The organism is Nonomuraea aridisoli (assembly GCF_003236395.1).
GTDB lineage: Bacteria > Actinomycetota > Actinomycetes > Streptosporangiales > Streptosporangiaceae > Nonomuraea > Nonomuraea aridisoli.
In genome coordinates this window covers 11,105-28,159 of record NZ_POUD01000099.1, presented here as the reverse complement: position 1 = coordinate 28,159, position 17,055 = coordinate 11,105, and the positions used below count along the sequence as shown (strand labels likewise).

The window sequence follows — 17,055 nt, the reverse complement described above, 5'->3', positions numbered from 1 at the left end:
GGCTGGGGGAGGGTGGGGCCGGCGAGCGGCTCTTTCCGATGAACCACGATCCCAAGAACTGATCGTCAGCCCTTCACAGAGCCGGCGAAGGTGAAGGAGCCGGCGAGGTACTTGTTGACGGCCACGTACAGGGCCACGGCGGGGGCCGTGTAGAGGATGGAGAAGGCGGCCAGCTGACCGTAGGCGACCTGGCCGTACTGGGAGAAGAAGGTGTAGATGGTGACGGCGGCCGGTTGTTTCTCGGGGGTGTCGAGCAGGACGAAGGGCGCGAAGAAGTTGCCCCACTGACCGACGAACACGAAGATCGCCACCACCGCGATCCCGGGCGCCATCAGCGGCCCCACCACCGTGCGCAGCGACCGCACCCAGCCGGCGCCGTCCACCCAGGCGGCCTCCTCCAGGCTCACCGGCACCCCGTCCATGAAGTTCTTCATCATCCAGATCGAGAACGGCAACGAGCTGGCCGTCAGGAACAACACCATCGCCGGCACCGAGCCGTACAGGTTGAAGCGGAAGAACATCGCGTAGACCGGGACGAGGATGGCCGTCACCGGCAGGCCGGTCGTGAACAGCAGGGTCAGCATGAACGGCCGGCGGAAGCGCAGCCGGTAGCGCGACAGCGGGTACGCCGCCAGCCCCGCCACCACCACGGTCAGCAGCGCCGTGGAGCCGGAGATGATGATCGAGTTGATGAGCGGCAGGACGATCGTCTCCCAGGTCAGCACGGCGCGGAAGTTGTCCAGGGAGAAGGTGAGCGTCGGCGCGGCGGCCAGCGTGGCCTCCGGCTGCACCGAGGCGATCAGCACCCACAGGAACGGCCCGGCGAACGCCACGGCGACGAGCAGGAGGGCGAGCCCGGCGGCGGTCCGCGCGGCGAGCCGGGTCATGCGTCCTCCACCTTGATCAGGCGCAGGTAGACCAGCGAGAACAGCGCGCCGATCACCAGCAGCACCAGCGCGATGGCCGAGCCGTAGCCGATCTCGAAATAGCGGAACGCCTGCTCGTACATGTAGAGGGGGGTCGTCTGGCTGGCCGTGCCGGGCCCGCCGCCGGTCAGCGCGTAGATGAGGCCGAACGCGGCGAGCGTCTGCAGGGTGATCAGCATCAGGTTCGCCATGATCGAGCGGCGGATCAGCGGGAGTGTGATGTGCACGAGGCGGCGTACCGGACCGGCGCCGTCCACGGCGGCGGCCTCCACCAGGTCGGCGGGCACCTCCGACAACGCCGCCGAGTACACCAGCATCGAGAACGCCGTGCCGCGCCAGACGTTGGCCAGGATGACCGCGACCATCGGCGCGGTGTACAGCCACTCCTGGGAGACGCCGAGCACCGTGTTGAGCGTGCCGTCCTCGGCCAGGAACGAGAACCAGCAGGCCGCTGCCACGATCTCCGGCATCACCCAGGCGGCGATGACCACGCCGTTGACCACGCTGCGCGTCACCCGGCCGCGCCCGCGCTGGAGCAGCGCGATGACCAGGCCCAGGGTGTTCTGGCCGATGACGGCCGAGCCGATCACGAAGACGAAGGTGAGCAGGAAGGAGTTGAGGAAGTTCGGGTCGCCGAAGAGCCGGATGAAGTTCGCGAATCCCACGAACTGCGAGTTCACCGAGGCGGAGCCGGTCAGCGTCTCGTTGGTGAAGGCGATGTAGACGCTCCACAGGATGGGACCCGCGAGGAAGATCGCCAGCAGGACGAGGGAGGGCGCGAGGGGCAGCAGCCAGCGCAGCACCCCGCGCCGCGACGGGCCGCCCGGGGGCGCTCCTGTCGCGGCGGGGGACCGCGCCGTGGCGACCGTCATCGGGCGACGACCCGCTCGGCGCCGCCGACGGCCGCGGGCAGCGCCCGTGCGTACGCCGCCGTGGCCTCCTCGGGCGTCCTCGCGCCCGTCGTGACGGCCTCCATGGCCTCCTGGATCTGCGCCGAGACCTTCGGGTACGCCTCGTACGCCGGCCGGTAGTGCGTCACCGCGGCCAGGTCGGTGAAGAACTTCACGCTCGGGTTGTCGGCGCTGTACGCCGGGTCGGCGGCGACGTCCCTGCGGGGGGCCAGGTCGCCCGTGCCGACGGAGTAGGCCAGGGAGTTCTCCTTGTTCGTGGCCACGGCGATGAAGCCGAACGCCTCCTTCTTGTGCGGCGTGTAGGCGCTCATCGCCATGACCCAGCCGCCCGACATGCTGACCGAGCCGGGCTCCTGGCCGTTCTGCGTGGGCATGGCCGTCCAGCCGATCTTCTGCGTCCATTCGGGCCACGGCTTGGTGCTGGTCGGCTTCCAGGCGGCGGCCGTCCACGCGCCGTCGAGCGAGATGCCGAGCCGGCCGGCCGGGAACCATTCGAGGTTCATCTTGTCGGCGAGCTTGGCGTTGTGCGCGTCGGCCAGCCGGGGGCCGAGCTCCTCGCGGTGGATCGTGTTGACGAACGACAGCGCGTCGGTGAAGTTCTTGCCGCCCGCCACCCACTTGTCCTGCGCGTCGTCGTAGAGCGTGCCGCCGGGGGTGCCGTACAGGAGCATCTCGAAGCCCTGCATGGTGGTGGCCTCGCCGTGGATCTTCGTGGAGTACATGCTGAACGGGATGACGCCGGGCACCCGCTGCTTGATCGTGCGGGCCGCCGTCAGCACGTCGTTCCAGGTCTTCGGCTCCCACGGGACCGGCAGGCCCGCCTTGGTGAAGACCTCCTTGTGGTACCACAGGCCGCGGGTGTCCGTGCTGATCGGGACGCCGTAGATCTTGCCGTCGCCGCCCCTGGCGGCCTGCTTGACGGAGTCGGGGAACTGCGTCTCCCAGTCGGGCCAGGCGGCGAGGTGCTCGTCGAGCGGGGCCAGCTTGCCCGCCGCGACGTCCGCGTTCACCTGGAAGGTGTCGTGGTAGTAGAGGTCGGGCGCCGAGCCGGGGGAGCGGTTGAGCAGCGCCAGCTTGGTGTAGTACGCCTCGGGGGTGCCCTGCACCGGGGTCAGCTTGATCGTCACGCCGGGGTGGGCGGCCTCGTACTGCTTCTTCGCGTTGGCGAGCATCTTCTCCAGATGCGGCCACGTCACATCCACCCTGTAGAGGACTTCGAGCTCCTTGCCGCCGGGGTTCTCCTGTGAGGCGCCGGAGCCGCAGCCGGCCACCGCCGCCACCAGCAGGAGGGAACCGGCCAGCCTGCGCATCATCACGGCCTCCCCTTCTGTGGGTTAAGGCGACCGTAAATCCGCCGATCAACCGGGTCAACGGGTCACAGGCTCGACTGGTCGAGCTCCGCCTGGGCGAGCAGGTCGCGCATGGCCGCCTCTGCCGTGTCCGGATCGCCCGCGCGTACGGCGTCGAGCACGGCGCGGTGGGTCGCGGCGAACCCAGGGCGCTCGCCCGTCGCGTGCACCAGCCGGTAGCGGGCCGACAGCGCCGCCGCGATCATCACCTCCAGGCACTCCAGCAGCTCGTTGTGCGAGGCGGCCAGCAGCAGCAGGTGGAAGACGACGTCGGCCTCGGTGTGCGCCACCGGGTCGGCCGACGTGGCCGCCATGCGCTCGAACGCCGCCTCCAGCGCGGCGACGTCCTCCTCGGTGCGCCGCGCGTCCACCAGCCCCTTGGCCGCGTTCCGGGGGCGGGAGGCGCTGTTCAACGTCGTGCTGGCCGGGGTGCTGCTGCCGATGACGGCGCTCGGCCTGCCGTTGTTCCTGCTGATGTCGGAGCTGGGGCTGGCCAACACCTACTGGGCGGTCCTGCTGTCCAGCCTGGTGAGCCCGTTCGGGGTGTACCTGTCACGGGTGTACGCCGCCACCGTGCCGGACGACGTGCTGGACGCCGCCCGCTCCGACGGGGCGGGGGAGTGGCGGATCTTCCTGCGGATCGTGCCGCGGATCATGTCGCCGGCGCTGGTGACGATCTTCCTGTTCCAGTTCGTGGCCATCTGGAACAACTCCTTCCTGCCGCTGGTGATGCTCTCCGACAACAGCCTGTACCCGATCACGCTGGGGCTGACGAGCTGGCAGGGCTTCGCCGACCGGCAGCCGATCCTGCAGACGCTGACCGTGGTGGGCTCGATGGTGGCGGTGATCCCGCTGATCGTGCTCTCGGGCGCGCTCAAGCGGTTCTGGCGGGCGGGCCTCACCGAGGGCAGCGTGCGCGAGTAGCCCGCGGTTGTCAGGACGTCAGCAGGTCGTGCAGGGACTGGGCGAACTCGGAAGGGCTGCGGAGGTAGCCGACGTGGTCGCCGGGCAGCTCCACCGCGGCCGTGCCGAGGTGCTCGGCGACGGCGAGGGTGGTGCGGTGGAGGGGGCGGCCTCGGGTGCGGGAGCCGTAGGCGAGGACGACCGGCGCCCCCCGCAGCGCCTCCGCGTCGGGGACGAACGCGCTGAACGGGCGCAGCTCGTGCAGCACGCTCGTCTCCAGGTTGGCGGCCATGCGGGTGAGCATGGCGCGCACCCACGACGGCAGCCCCGGGTCGGGCTCCGGCGGCGGTGGCACGCCGGTCTCCTCGCCGAGCTTGCGCAGCGCCGGGCCGATGCCCTCGCGCGCGTGGAGGTCGACGAGCTCCTCCGCCAGGCGCCGCCAGCGCGCGGCGTCGGGCAGCAGGCCGAAGACGGGCGGCTCGTGCGCCACCAGCCGCCGCACCCGGCCGGGGTGACGGGCCAGCAGGTCGAGGGCGATCATCGCACCCGAGTGGGTGGCGAACACGTACGCCGGGTCGGGGCCCGCGGCGTCCAGGAGCCGGAGCGCGTCGCAGGCGTGCTCCTCGACCCGCTGCTGCGCGGGCGGGCCCGTCAGTGGGCTGCGGGTGGCGCCGCGGCGGTCGTAGGTGATCACGGTGTAGCGGGTGGACAGCGCCTCGGCCAGCGGCGCCGCCATCGCCGCGTCGGAGCCGCCGCCGATGATCGTGAGCAGCGCCGGGCCCGAGCCGCGTACCTCGAAATAGAGCCGCGCGCCGGGGACGTCGAGCACTCCAGAGTCCATGGACCGCTCACTGTAGACGCCGCACGACCGGACGCCAACCCATGCCATTTCCGTGATTTCGTGAAATGGCCCGTGTCGGGAATTTCACCGACGGGCGTTTCCGACTTTGCGGCGCGGGCCCCTGACGGCCGCGTACGGTGACGTGCCGTGTCCGGTCTGTGCGGGGATTCGTGCTGGTCGCCGCGGATGACGGCGTGGCGGACTTACGACAAGTCGGGATTTGGCCACATGAATCTCATAGACACCCCAGATCAGGATGACTAGGAATTCGGTAGTTCTGATTACCGATTTTCTGGAGGTCGTCCATGCTGCGTGGCTTGGGCCGGCCGGGCCGATGGCGGCGAAGGACGGTGATGGCCGTCTCGGGGGCCATGGCGGCCTCGCTGCTCACGGTGCCCGGCGCGTACGCGAGCACCGCACCCCCCGTGACGTTCACGGGCGGAGCGGTCAGCGACGAGATCACGTTGATCACCGGTGACCGGGTGCGGGTGCGAGCCGTGGACGGCGAGCACAGCACCGTCTCGGTCACCCCCGCGCCGAGGCCGGACGGCAGCGTGCCGTCCTTCCAGGTGCTGGAGACCGAAGGGGGCACGACCGTCATCCCCGACGACGTCGCCGCCCTGGTGCCCGAGCGGCTCGACACGGAGTTGTTCAACGTCTCGGCGCTGGCCGAGCAGGGTGTCGGCGCCGCGATCCCGCTCATCTTCACCTACGCGGGCAACGCCACCAAGGCCGCCGTCCCGGGGGTGAAGCAGGTCCGCACCCTGGAGAGCATCGGCGGCGCCGGCGTGTCGCTGGCCGCCGCCGACGCGGCCGGGTTCGGCGCCGAGCTGGCCAAGCTGGCCGCCCCGTCGCCGCGGACACGGGCCGCAGGCCCGCTGGCGGGCGTGTCGAAGATCTGGCTCGACCGCGAGGTGAAGGCGGATCTGACCGAGAGCGTCCCGCAGATCGGCGCGCCCGAGGCGTGGGCCGCCGGGTATGACGGCGCCGGCACCACCGTGGCCGTGCTAGACACCGGCGTGGACGCCGCGCACCCCGACCTCGCGGGCAAGGTCGCCGACCAGCGCGACTTCACCGGTGAGAACACCACCGGCGACGCCCACGGCCACGGCACCCACGTGGCGAGCACGATCGCGGGCACCGGCGCGGACGGCGGCAAGGGCGTGGCCCCCGGCGCGACCGTGCTCAACGGCCGCGTGCTCGGCGGTGACGGCCAGGGCCGGCTGTCGTGGGTGATCGACGGCATGGAGTGGGCGGCCGCCGAGAAGCGCGCCGACATCGTCAACATGAGCCTGGGCGGCTCCGAGGCGGGCGGTCCGCTCACCGAGGCCGTCGGCAGGCTGACCGGCCAGTACGGGACGCTGTTCGTGGTGGCCGCCGGCAACGACGGTTGCGACACGTGCGTGTACTCCCCCGGCGACGCCCCCGAGGCGCTCACCGTCGGCGCGGTCGACAGGCAGGACGGGCTCGCCGAGTTCTCCAGCAGGGGCCCGATCGTCGCCGACCAGAGCGTCAAGCCCGACGTCACCGCCCCCGGCGTGGGCATCACCGCCGCCAGGACGGGCGGCGGCCAGGTGGCGATGTCCGGCACCTCGATGGCCACCCCGCACGTCGCGGGCGCCGCGGCGCTGCTGCGCCAGGCCCGTCCCGGGATCACCGGAGGCGAGCTGAAGTCGCTGCTCATGGCCACCGCCCGGCCCGGCGCCGACATTCCCGTGGACGCGCAGGGCGCGGGCCGCATCGACGTGCCGGCCGCGCTCAGGAGCACGGTCGTGGCCTCGGCGGGCTCCCTGAACTTCGGCCGGGTCACCGTCGGCGAGGAGAAGACCCTCGCCATCGGCTACCGCAACCTCGGCCAGGCGCCCGCCGAGCTGGAGCTGTCCGGCGGCGACGGGTTCACCGTCGAGCCCACCCGGCTCACCGTGCCCGCGGGCGGGATCGCCGAGGCGAAGGTCACCGTCAAGGCCGGCGAGGAGGGGACGCTGCGGCAGGAGCTGACGGCGTCGGGCGTGCGCACGCTGCTGACCGCCGCCGTCGAGGAGAAGCGCGTCGAGCTGCGCGTACGCGGCATCGCCCGCGACGGCCGCACCGCCCGCGGCGGCTTCACCGTGCTCAACCTGGACGAGGGCACCCTCGTCGGCCGCCAGCTGCCCGGCGACCCTGCCCAGCCCTGCAGCTACGACAGGTTCGGCCCCGGCACCTGCCTGATGGTCAAGCCCGGCACCTACTCGGTGCTCGGCCACATCTTCACCATGCCGGCCACGCAGGACAGCACCGCCTCCGGCAAGCCGCTGCACGAGAGCCTCGTCGGCGACCCCGAGATGGAGATCACCGAGAACACCGAGGTCGTGCTGGACGCCCGCAAGGCCGTCGAGGTCGAGGTGGAGACGCCCGACCACAAGACCAAGCGGAACACCGGGGCGGCCGCCGCCATCCGGTGGTACCGCGCCGGCGACGGCGACCAGGGCATGGCGCTGAGCGGCGGCACCCACATCTCGCCCGGCGGGCAGATCGAGGAGCGGCTGTTCGTCCAGCCGACGGAGCAGGTCACCAAGGGCACGTTCGTGGTCTCCACCCGCTGGCGGCTGACGGCTCCCGAGATCACCCTCACCACGGCGGGCCTGCGCCTGGACCCGCAGTACGTGGACCCGGTCCAGTTCAGCGACTACGCCACCGAGTACCCGCGCCTGGACGGCACCCGGCTGCTGCTCGCGGTGGACGCCGGCCGGGGCACCCCGCAGGAGATCAAGGCCAGGAACCTGCGCGGCAGGCTGGCCGTCATCCGCCGCACCGACGGCGTGCCCGTCTCCACGCAGTCGAACGCCGCCGCGGCGGCCGGGGCGGCGATGGTGGCCGTCTACAGCGACAAGCCCGGCGCCGACGTCACCACCGGAGGCAACGGCGTCAAGCTGCGGGTCCCCACCGTGCGGCTGACCCACGAGGAAGGACTGAAGCTGGTCGAGCGGCTGCGCCGCCTGCCCGTGCCGATCGTGGCCAAGGGCATCGTGGCCAGCCCGTACGTCTACGACCTGTACCTGCGCGAGCAGGGCCGGGTGCGCGACTCCCTGAAGTACGTCGTCCGCAGCGCGCCGCAGGCCAGGATCGAGACCGGCTTCCACAGCCAGCTGGCCGACGACGTGATGGTCAACGAGGCCCGTTTCGTCTTCGAGCCCTGGGACGAGTTGTCGATCTCGACGAACCACCCCATGGCCAAGGCGCCGCGCACCCGGGTCGACTACGTCACCCCCGGCCCGGACCTGCGGTGGACGTCGTCGGCCGGGGCGCCGGAGCGGCACTACAACACCCTGTGGCCGCACACCCCGACGCCGCTGGTGGAGCTGTCGTCGCCGGAGCTGCGGCCGTACGAGAAGGGGGAGCGGATCAGCCGCACGGCGTTCAAGCAGCCGCTGCTGCCGGGCATCAACCCGCGTGACCCGCTGCGCCGGGAGGGCGACCTGCTGCTGCTGTCGATGCAGGGCTTCGTGGACGCCCAGGGCAACGTCGGCTCCGCGTACAGCAGCGACTTCGACAACGGCATGAAGACCGACCTCCGGCTCTACCAGGGCGACACCCTGCTGTGGCAGACGAACTACCTGCCCGCGGGCGCGGGCGAGCTGACGCCGGAGAAGGACACGTACCGGATCGAGTACGAGCTCGCCAACGAGGCCGTGTGGGCGAAGATGTCCACCCGCACCAAGGGCGTGTGGACGTTCGCCTCGGAGCACGCCGAGGGCACGACGGTGATCCCGCTGCTGCTGGCCGCCTTCGACGCGCCGGTGGACCTGAGGAACCGGGCCGGGTCCCGCAGGCTCGGCCTGTCCCTGCGCCACCAGGAGGGCGCGGAGCAGAGTGCGATCGAGGACGTCTCGCTGGAGGTGTCGTACGACGACGGCGCCACCTGGAAGGCCGCCCGCCTGCGGGACAAGGGCGAGCGGTCGTGGGAGACGACGCTGAGCGGCCGGTCGCCGTCGGGGTTCGTCTCGCTGCGGCTGAACGCCTCCGACGTCAACGGCAACACCCTGTCGCAGGAGGTGATCCGCGCCTACGCGCTGCGCTGACCAGCGGCACACGAGACGCGCCGGCCGCGAGGGGTTCCTCGCGGACGGCGCGTCGCCGTCACGGAGCTCATGCCCAGCGCGGCCCGGTCAGAGGGGCCCCGGTCACAGGGTCCTCGTGCGCGGTGGCGGGGAACGCGGCGCGGGTGAGCAGGGCCTGCGACACGGTCGCCTTCAGCAGCGCGGCGCCGCGGACGACCGGCACCAGCGTCAGGGCGAACAGCACCCCGACCAGGGTGTTGAAGCCGACGAACACCAGGTCGCCGTCTCCCAGCCCGAGCAGCTCCGGCAGCCCGCCGTCGACGCCGGGAATGGCGGCGATGACCCAGCCGTACAGGGGGAAGAGCAGGCCCGCGATCGCGCCCACCCACCACACGAGGGCGACCACCGCGGCGGCCAGCGCGACCGGGAAGGCGACGATGCCGTGCAGCAGGTCCAGCCACGCCTGCCCGCTGGTCAGCGGGTTCATCACGCGGCGGAACCAACTCGCCCCGGCGGGGACGGGCCGGTACGGAGGGCGGTCCACGGGGTGGCCGAGCACGCCCGGGAGCGCGACGCGTTCGACGTCGGCGAGGTTTCTGGCCATGGCGGCGGTCCCGGCCAGGATGGGCAGGCCGGCGAAGACGACGGCGGTGCCCACCCCGGCCGAGACGCCGGCGACGACGCCGGTGAAGCCGATCACGGCGGTCGGCAGGCCCAGCAGGACGTAGCGGGTGTCGGTGGCGAGGCGGCGCTGGAGGGTTCTCATGCCGAAGACGCTACGGACCCGCCGCGCCCCGATCGATCCTGCGCACGGCCCACCCGAGGGTAGGGACAGCCCTACCGGAAGCCGCGCTCCGCCCGGTCGCTGCGGAACGCCTCCAGCCGCGCGAAGTCGAGGTCGTGGGCCGAGACCGGCGCGTCGGGCGGGCCGGTGAAGAAGCCGGAGTGCGTCGTCGGGCACGGGTCGGCCAGCCCGGTGACGCCCGCGCACGGATGCCCGTGGTAGGTGGTCTCGTGGTGCCAGTCGCTCACCGCCACGTACGTCATGAACTCGTACGCGCGGGCCACGCTCATGTGCTGCCACAGCTCGCGGGCCGGGGCGGGGCCGTCCCAGCGGGTGACCGAGAAGGCGGGCACGAGCACCGCGTCGAGGCCGTCGCGGCCGGCCAGGCTCGCCGAGTACCACAGGTCGGCGCAGAGCAGCACGTGCAGGCGGCGCCCGTTCAGCTCGAAGCCGGGGCCGGGTCGGCCCGGCCGCACGCCGGAACGCAGCTCCAGCCCGTACGGGTGCGCCTTGTCGTACTCGGCGAGCAGGGAGCCGTCCGCGGCGAACACCGCGCCCCGGTTGACCCGGCCGTCGCCGGAGGAGTCGTCGTAGTGCGAGCCGCCCACCACGGCCATGCCCGAGCCCGTGGCGAGCTCGCGCACCCGCGCGAGGTAGTCGGCCCGGGGCAGCGTCGAGCCCGCCAGCTCGGGCAGCAGCATCACGTCGCCCGAGGCCGAGCCGGCGAGCTCCTCGACGGCGTCGAAGTTGGCGTGACCGTCCGGGGACCAATGAGGGGGCTGAACCAGGAGGATCTTCACGATTACTGTGGTACCGCGCGGCCCGGGATGGCGGCCAGCAATTCCCGGGTGTACTCGTCCTGAGGGTGGTCGAAGATCTCCTCCGCCGTGCCGCTCTCCACGATCCGGCCGTCGCGCATGACGTGCACCGCGTGCGAGATCATCCGCACCACGGCCAGGTCGTGGCTGATGAACAGGTAGCTGAGCCCCAGCTCCCGCTGCAGCTCGGCCAGCAGGTCGAGGATCTGCGCCTGCACCAGCACGTCGAGGGCGGAGACGGCCTCGTCCAGCACCACCAGGTCGGGGGAGAGCGCGAGGGCCCGCGCGATCGCCACCCGCTGGCGCTGGCCGCCGGACAGCTCGTGCGGCAGCCGCTCGCCCAGCGACGCCGGCAGCGACACCTTCTCCAGCAGCTCGGCCGCCTTCCTCTTCCGCTCGGCGGGCGTGCCGACGCGGTGCACCCGCAGCGGCTCGGCGATCGACTTCTCGACCGTGTAGCGGGGGTCGAGCGAGGCGTACGGGTTCTGGAAGACCGGCTGCACCCGCCGGCGGAACGCGAACAGCTCCCGCCGGCCCAGCGCCGCCACGTCGGTGCCGTCGAACCGGATGGCGCCCGAGGTGGGCTCGTCCAGGCCGAGCAGCAGGTTGGCGGTGGTCGACTTGCCCGAGCCGGACTCGCCGACGATGGAGACGGTGTGCCCGCGCGGGATGGCGAACGACACCCCGTCCACCGCGGTGAACTCCTCGCCCGTGCCCCGGACCGGGAACACCTTGCGCAGGCCCTCCACCACGACCAGGTCGGGCGCGTCACGGGGCGGCTCGGGCACGCGTACGGACGCCAGGCTCGGCACCGCCTTCAGCAGCCGCCGGGTGTAGTCGTGGCCGGGGTCGGCGAGGATGCCCGCCGCCGGGCCCGTCTCCACGATCTCGCCCTGGTACATGACGGCGACCACGTCGGCCCGCTCGGCCGCCAGCGCCAGGTCGTGCGTGATGAGGAAGACGGCCGTGCCCATCTCCGCGGTGAGCTGTTCGAGCTGGTCGAGGATGCGCCGCTGCACGGTCACGTCGAGTGCGGAGGTCGGTTCGTCGGCGATGAGCAGCTTCGGCCGGCAGGCCAGGCCCATGGCGATCAGCGCCCGCTGCCGCATGCCGCCGGAGAACTCGTGCGGGTACTGGGCCACGCGCCGCGCCGGGTCGGGGATGCCCACCATGTCGAGCAGCTCGATCACGCGGGCGCGGGCGGCCCTGCCGTGGGCGACGCCGTGCACCTCCAGCGCCTCGGCGATCTGGTCGCCGATGCGCATGAGCGGGTTGAGGTTCGACATCGGGTCCTGCGGCACCAGGCCGATGCCGGCGCCGCGGATCGCGGTCATCTCGCGCTCGCTCGCGGTGGCGAGGTCGCGGCCGTCGAACAGCACCTGCCCGCCGGTGATGCGGCCGTTGTCGGGCAGCAGCCGGTTGACCGCCGCGGCCGTGGTCGACTTGCCGGAGCCCGACTCGCCCACCACGGCGACGGTCTGGCCCGGCAGGATCTCCATCGAGACGTTCCTGACGACGGTCACGTCCTGCTTGCGGGTGCGGAAGGCGACCGAGAGGTCGCGGATCTCCAGGAGCGGGGTCATGCGGTCCTCGATCGTTGTGCGGTGGCCTGCAGCAGGTCGTGCCAGAGGTCGTCGGTGGGCGTCGGCTGCCCCTCGACGAGGAGGCGGTTGGAGGCCAGGGCGAGGGCGATGTCGCGGCCCGGCACGAAGCCGACCGCGCAGCCCACGTAACCGGGGTGGCCGAGCACGGTCACGGTCTCGCCGGGCAGCTCCAGCGCGTAGCGGCGGAAGCCGAGCGCCTGCTCGGGGTCGGGGCCGGGGGTGAGGAACTCCCTGACCACCTCGGGCCGCCACAGGTGGTCGTACTCCTCGTACCGGGACATCACCAGGCCGTAGCGCAGCAGGTCGGGCACCGTCGAGAACACGCCCGCGTGCCCGGCGACGCCGCCGAAGGCGTGGTGGGCGTTGCCGTCGGCGACCTCCCCGAGCACCGGCCCGCGCCGCCAGCCCGCGAAGTCCGAGCTGCGGTACGGCACCGGGTACGGCCTGCCGGTGTCGAGCATGGTCATCTCGACCCGGTCGTCCGGCATGCTCATCGCGACCTCCGCGCCCGCGGGCCCCGCGTACGTGGTGGAGGTCAGGCCGAGCGGCCGGGCGACCAGCTCGGCCAGCGCCCGGTCCAGCCGCAGCCCGGTCACCGCCGAGACGATCTGCCCGAGCAGGACGAAGCCCAGGTCGGAGTAGTGCCGGGCGCGGCCGGGCCGGTAGCGGGGCGGCGGCAGCGACGGCTGGATGTACAGCGGCCACCACTCCCACAGCCCGCCCCGGTGCAGCAGCAGCTCCCGCACGGTGATCGCCTCGTACGACCGCGGCAGGTACGCGCTGAGCGGCGCGTCCAGGTCCACCAGCCGCTCCGACACCAGCCGGATGAGCATGGTGGTGGTCGCGACGACCTTCGTCACCGAGGCGAGGTCGTGGTAGGTGTCCACGGTCATCGGCGCGAGCCCGGCGGGCTCGCCGTCCTCCCAGGTGAGCGTGCGGTGGCCGGTGCACTCGGTGAGGTCGAACCACGGCGTGCGCGCCGCCATGACCAGGCCGGGCGGCGCGTTCATCGGGTGAGCACCAGCGATCGGGGCGGCTCGGCGACCGGCTCGGGCAGTACCAGCGGCCCGGAGCCCGGCGTCAGCGTGCCGAGGATCCGGGGGCCGCGGGCGCCCGTCCCGCCGGCGACGGTGCCCGGCAGGCCGTGCGCGCTCAGCCAGCCGATGAGGGCGAACGCGATCGCCTCCTTGTCGTCGGAGGGCGCGCCGTAGTCGTCGGACGGCCCCACCTCGACGCCGGGCAGCGCCCTGCGCAGCCCGTCCATGATGACCGGGTTGCGGCAGCCGCCGCCCGACACGACCAGCGCGGCCACCCCGGCGGCCCGGACGCCGTCCGCGACCGTGCGCACGGTCAGCTCGGTCAGCGTCGCCACCAGGTCGGCGTCGGACGGCCGCACCCCCGCCGTGGCGAGGGCCTGCTCGACGTAGGCGAGGTGGAACAGCTCCTTGCCGGTGCTCTTCGGCGGCGCCAGCCGGTAGTACGGCTCCTCCAGCAGCGTCTCCAGCAGCCGCTCGTCGACCCGGCCGGAGGCGGCGACGCGGCCGTCCTCGTCGAAGCCGCGCGGGTGCAGCCCCCGGCTCGTCACCACGGCGTCGATGAGGGCGTTGGCGGGGCCGAGGTCGTAGGCGTACAGCTCGCCGTCGCGCACGACGGTCATGTTGGAGATTCCGCCCAGGTTGAGCGCGCCCGCCCCGCCCCTGCCGTCTTCCGAGCGCCCGCCGAGCAGCAGCCCGTCCAGCACCGACACCAGCGGCGCGCCGTGGCCGCCGGCGGTGATGTCCCTGATCCGCACGTCGGACAGCACCGGCGTGCCCGTGCGCTCCGCGATCCAGGCGGGCTGGCCGATCTGCAGGGTGCCGAGCGCGTGCGCGCCCTCCACCCAGTGGTAGACGGTCTGCCCGTGCGAGACCACCAGGTCGACCGGTCCGCCCGCGGCGATCGCGGCGGCGGCCGCCTCGGCGAAGGTCTGGCCGATGAGCGTGTCCAGCTCGCACATCTCCGCCAGCGTCGTCGGCGCTGGCGGCAGCGCGGCGATCAGCCGCGAGCGCAGCGCGTCCGGGTACGGCGTGCTCGCCGTGTGGCCGACGCGGCCCTCGAGCGTGCTCCCGACCAGCTCGAAGTCCACCACGGCCACGTCGATCCCGTCGTGCGACGTGCCGGAGATCATCCCGAGGACCCTCATGCCCGCTCCCTGTCCGCCTCGCCGAGTGCCTCCCGCAGCCGCCCGCCGGCCAGGGCCAGGCGGGCCGCCGCCTCCCGCGGCGCCAGGCCGAAGCGCAGCGCCACCACCGCCTGCTTGACGCCGAACCCGTTGGCCTCCAGCGAGGCCAGCGCCTCCTCGCGGCCGGCCCCGGTGATCGTCGTGACCATGCGCACGGCCCGCTCGCGCAGCTTGCCGTTGCTGGCCTTCACGTCGACCATGAGGTTGCCGTACGTCTTGCCGAGCCGCACCATCACGATCGTCGAGAACATGTTGAGCACGAGCTTCTGCGCGGTGCCCGCCTTCAGCCGGGTCGAGCCGCTGATCACCTCGGGCCCGACCAGCACCTCGATCGCGTGCTCGGCCGCCGCGCTGAGCGGCGTGCCCGGGTTGCACGACAGCCCCACGGTCAGCGCCCCCCGCTCGCGCGCCCGCCGCACCGCGGCCAGCACGTACGGCGTCCGCCCGCTGGAGGCGATGCCCACCACGGTGTCCAGCGGCCCGATGGCGGCCTCGTCCACGGCGGCGGTGCCCGCCTCCTCGTCGTCCTCGGCGCCCTCGCAGGGCGCCACGATCGCGCTCTGGCCGCCCGCGATGATCGCGAAGACCTGCTCGGGCGGCGTGGAGAAGGTCGGCGGGCACTCGGAGGCGTCCAGCACCCCGAGCCGGCCCGGCGTGCCGGCGCCCACGTAGACCAGCCGGCCCCCGCGCGCCACGCGCTCGGCCGCGGCCTCGATCGCCGCCGTGATCCGCGGCAGCGCCCTGGCCACCGCGCCGGGCACCGAGGCGTCGGCCGCGTTCATGGTCGCCGCCAGCTCCGCCACGCTCATCGTGTCGATGCCGGCGAAGCGCGGATCGGCCGCTTCGGTCGTCAGTTCTGAGAGTTTCACCGCTTCCCTCGGTTTCGCGGGTCGAGTGTGTCACGCAGGCCGTCGCCGAGCAGGTTGAGCCCCACCACCAGCGCGACGACCACCGCGCCGGGCGCGATGAGCGTCCAGGGGGCGATGAACACGAGGCTGCGCGCCTCGAAGATCATGGAGCCGAGCGACGGCGCCGGCGGCGGGGTGCCGAGGCCCAGGAAGCTCAGCGACGCCTCGGTCAGCACCGCCCACGACAGGGACAGCGCGACCTGGATGACGATGATGGAGGTGATGTTCGGCAGCACGTGGCGGAACATGATCTGCCAGCGGCTCTGGCCCGTCGAGACGGCCGCCTTGACGTACTCGATCTCCCGCAGCGACAGCACGGGGCCGCGCGTGACGCGGATGAAGATCGGCACGTACACGATGGCGATGGCCACCGCGACGGTGAACCAGTTCCGCTCCAGCACCGAGGCCAGCGACAACGCCAGCAGCAACGGCGGGAACGCGAACAGCACGTTCGTCACCCCGCCGATCGCGCCGTCGGCGAAGCCCCGGTAGAAGCCCGACACCAGGCCGCCCAGCGTGCCGACCAGGGTCGAGAACGCCACCGCGACCACCGCGATGAGCGCCGAGTTGCCGACCCCGGCCGCCACCCGGGAGAAGACGTCCCGGCCGAACTGGTCGGTGCCGAACAGGTGCTCGCCCGACGGCGCGAGGAACCGCGACGGCGGGTTCTGCGCGATCGGGTCGTACGGCAGCAGCCCCAGGAACGACAGCAGCGCCACCATGGCCAGCACCACGAGGATCACGACGCCCGCGAGCCCGGCCGGGCTGCGGCGCAGCAGAGCCGTCATGAGGCCCTCACCCGCGGGTCGATGATCCGGTAGAGCACGTCGGTCAGCAGGTTCACGATGACGAAGGCCAGCGCGATCACCAGCACCGTGCTCTGCACCACGGCGTACTCCTTCTGCTGGATGCCGAGCAGCACCTGACGCCCGATGCCGGGCACGGAGAAGATCTGCTCGACCACCACGGCACCGCCCAGCAGGTAGCCGAACTGCAGGCCGGTCATCGTGACGATGGGTACGAGCGCGTTGCCGAGCACGTGCCTGACCTGCAGCCGCCGCTCCGGCACGCCCTTGGCGCGGGCGGTGCGCACGAAGTCGTTCGAGCGCACCTCCAGCACCGCGGTGCGGGTCGTGCGCAGGATCGGCGCCGCGATGCCGAAGCCCAGCACCAGCGAGGGCAGCAGCATCTGCTGCAGGTTGAGCAGCGGGTCCGCGAAGAACGGGACGAAGCCCTGCCCGTTGGGGTTGAACCCGAACGACGCGGCGAACACCGTCAGCAGCGTCGTGGCCAGCAGGAACGCCGGGATGGACAGCCCCGCCAGGCTCACCACCTGACCGGCGGCGTCACGCACGGAGTTGGTCCTGGAGGCCGCCAGCATGCCCAGCGGCACCCCGATCAGCAGCGCCAGCACGATCGAGAACACCGCCAGCTCGAACGTCACCGGCAGCGACTGCAGCGTCAGGTCCAGCACACTCTGCTGCGCTCGCGCCGAGTAGCCGAAGTTGCCGGTGAACATGTTGCCCAGCCACGAGAAGAACTGCGTGACGAGCGGCTGGTCCAGCCCGTAGTAACGCTCCAGCGCCTGCTGCTGGGCCGGCGTGAGCGCGGCGGCCTCGGTGCCGAGGTTCGCCGTGATCTGGTTGCCCGGGATCGCCCGGAGCATGACGAAGACGAACACGGCCACCCCGAACAGGGTGCCCACCGTCCCCGCCACGCGCCGGACGACGCGGTTGCGTACGAGTGCCCGCAT

Annotated in this window: 15 protein-coding genes; 2 read left to right on the top strand and 13 right to left on the bottom strand. The window is 72.5% G+C overall.

What is annotated here, in order from left to right; translation table 11 throughout:
* Positions 1-65 precede the first annotated feature (65 nt).
* From C1J01_RS23345 to C1J01_RS23330, 4 genes are all read right to left on the bottom strand, one after another.
* The gene (locus C1J01_RS23345; protein ID WP_111181110.1) at positions 66-887 is read right to left on the bottom strand and encodes a carbohydrate ABC transporter permease; all 822 of its coding nucleotides are present in this window, start codon (positions 885-887) and stop codon (positions 66-68) included.
* A complete protein-coding gene (locus C1J01_RS23340) occupies positions 884-1,798 on the bottom strand; it encodes a carbohydrate ABC transporter permease (RefSeq protein ID WP_111181109.1) in 915 nt (304 codons plus the stop codon). Before C1J01_RS23340 ends, C1J01_RS23345 begins: the two co-directional genes overlap by 4 nt.
* Positions 1,795-3,150, bottom strand: coding sequence for an extracellular solute-binding protein (locus tag C1J01_RS23335; protein WP_111181108.1), 1,356 nt, complete (start codon positions 3,148-3,150; stop codon positions 1,795-1,797). The genes C1J01_RS23340 and C1J01_RS23335 overlap by 4 nt, the downstream gene beginning before the upstream one ends.
* 62 nt (positions 3,151-3,212) lie before the next feature.
* Positions 3,213-3,557, bottom strand: coding sequence for a FadR/GntR family transcriptional regulator (locus tag C1J01_RS23330; protein WP_220040061.1), 345 nt, complete (start codon positions 3,555-3,557; stop codon positions 3,213-3,215).
* A 7-nt stretch (positions 3,558-3,564) separates the two neighbouring features.
* Between C1J01_RS23330 and C1J01_RS23325 the strand changes: the two genes are divergently transcribed.
* Entirely contained in the window at positions 3,565-4,110 is a 546-nt protein-coding gene (locus C1J01_RS23325; RefSeq protein WP_235854609.1) for a carbohydrate ABC transporter permease, read from the top strand.
* Positions 4,111-4,120: 10 nt separating this feature from the next.
* Here C1J01_RS23325 and C1J01_RS23320 read toward each other — a convergent pair whose 3' ends face one another.
* Positions 4,121-4,930, bottom strand: coding sequence for an alpha/beta fold hydrolase (locus tag C1J01_RS23320; RefSeq protein ID WP_111181105.1), 810 nt, complete (start codon positions 4,928-4,930; stop codon positions 4,121-4,123).
* A gap of 353 nt (positions 4,931-5,283) precedes the next feature.
* Here C1J01_RS23320 and C1J01_RS23315 point away from each other — a divergent pair, with 353 nt between their 5' ends.
* Complete coding sequence (locus C1J01_RS23315) at positions 5,284-8,988, top strand: S8 family peptidase (RefSeq protein WP_235854608.1); 3,705 nt, start codon at positions 5,284-5,286, stop codon at positions 8,986-8,988.
* Positions 8,989-9,055: 67 nt separating this feature from the next.
* Here the strand turns inward: C1J01_RS23315 and C1J01_RS23310 are convergent, their stop codons facing one another.
* From C1J01_RS23310 to C1J01_RS23275, 8 genes are all read right to left on the bottom strand, one after another.
* Positions 9,056-9,733: a sensor domain-containing protein gene (locus C1J01_RS23310; RefSeq protein WP_111181104.1), complete on the bottom strand. Its 678-nt coding sequence runs from the start codon at positions 9,731-9,733 to the stop codon at positions 9,056-9,058.
* A gap of 71 nt (positions 9,734-9,804) precedes the next feature.
* Positions 9,805-10,551, bottom strand: coding sequence for a carbon-nitrogen hydrolase family protein (locus C1J01_RS23305; RefSeq protein ID WP_181448922.1), 747 nt, complete (start codon positions 10,549-10,551; stop codon positions 9,805-9,807).
* A gap of 2 nt (positions 10,552-10,553) precedes the next feature.
* Positions 10,554-12,152, bottom strand: a complete 1,599-nt coding sequence (locus C1J01_RS23300; protein ID WP_111181102.1) for an ABC transporter ATP-binding protein — start codon at positions 12,150-12,152, stop codon at positions 10,554-10,556.
* The gene (locus tag C1J01_RS23295; protein WP_111181101.1) at positions 12,149-13,183 is read right to left on the bottom strand and encodes a serine hydrolase domain-containing protein; all 1,035 of its coding nucleotides are present in this window, start codon (positions 13,181-13,183) and stop codon (positions 12,149-12,151) included. The genes C1J01_RS23300 and C1J01_RS23295 overlap by 4 nt, the downstream gene beginning before the upstream one ends.
* Positions 13,180-14,355, bottom strand: a complete 1,176-nt coding sequence (locus C1J01_RS23290; protein WP_111181100.1) for an anhydro-N-acetylmuramic acid kinase — start codon at positions 14,353-14,355, stop codon at positions 13,180-13,182. The genes C1J01_RS23295 and C1J01_RS23290 overlap by 4 nt, the downstream gene beginning before the upstream one ends.
* On the bottom strand, positions 14,352-15,263 hold the full coding sequence (gene murQ, locus C1J01_RS23285) for an N-acetylmuramic acid 6-phosphate etherase (RefSeq protein WP_111181099.1): 912 nt from the start codon (positions 15,261-15,263) through the stop codon (positions 14,352-14,354). Before murQ ends, C1J01_RS23290 begins: the two co-directional genes overlap by 4 nt.
* On the bottom strand, positions 15,260-16,090 hold the full coding sequence (locus tag C1J01_RS23280) for an ABC transporter permease (protein ID WP_111181098.1): 831 nt from the start codon (positions 16,088-16,090) through the stop codon (positions 15,260-15,262). The genes murQ and C1J01_RS23280 overlap by 4 nt, the downstream gene beginning before the upstream one ends.
* Positions 16,087-17,055, bottom strand: a complete 969-nt coding sequence (locus tag C1J01_RS23275; RefSeq protein WP_111181097.1) for an ABC transporter permease — start codon at positions 17,053-17,055, stop codon at positions 16,087-16,089. The genes C1J01_RS23280 and C1J01_RS23275 overlap by 4 nt, the downstream gene beginning before the upstream one ends.